Source organism: Streptomyces sp. NRRL F-5126 (assembly GCF_000721265.1).
GTDB lineage: Bacteria > Actinomycetota > Actinomycetes > Streptomycetales > Streptomycetaceae > Streptomyces.
Window position 1 is genome coordinate 1 of the sequence record NZ_JOFZ01000155.1, and the last position, 240, is coordinate 240.

1 protein-coding gene is annotated in these 240 nt (G+C 66.7%); it reads left to right on the plus strand.

Annotation, left to right across the window (positions count from 1 at the left end; genetic code table 11):
- A partial coding sequence (locus tag IH48_RS34140) for an acyltransferase domain-containing protein (RefSeq protein ID WP_037844347.1) occupies positions 1-240 on the plus strand: 240 nt, incomplete at both ends.

Here is a 240-nt window from a genome sequence, read left to right on the forward strand (position 1 = left end):
CAACGGACCCACCACCACCATCGTCTCCGGCGACACCCAAGCCCTCACCGAACTCACCACCACCTGCACCACCCAACACATCGACGCCCGCACCATCCCATCCGACGTCCCCGGACACTCGGCCTACCTCGAAGCCGTCCGCGACCGCCTCCTCCACGACCTCCGCAACATCACCCCCCACACCGGCCACACCCCCTTCTACTCCACCGTCACCGGCACCCTCATCGAAGACACCACCAC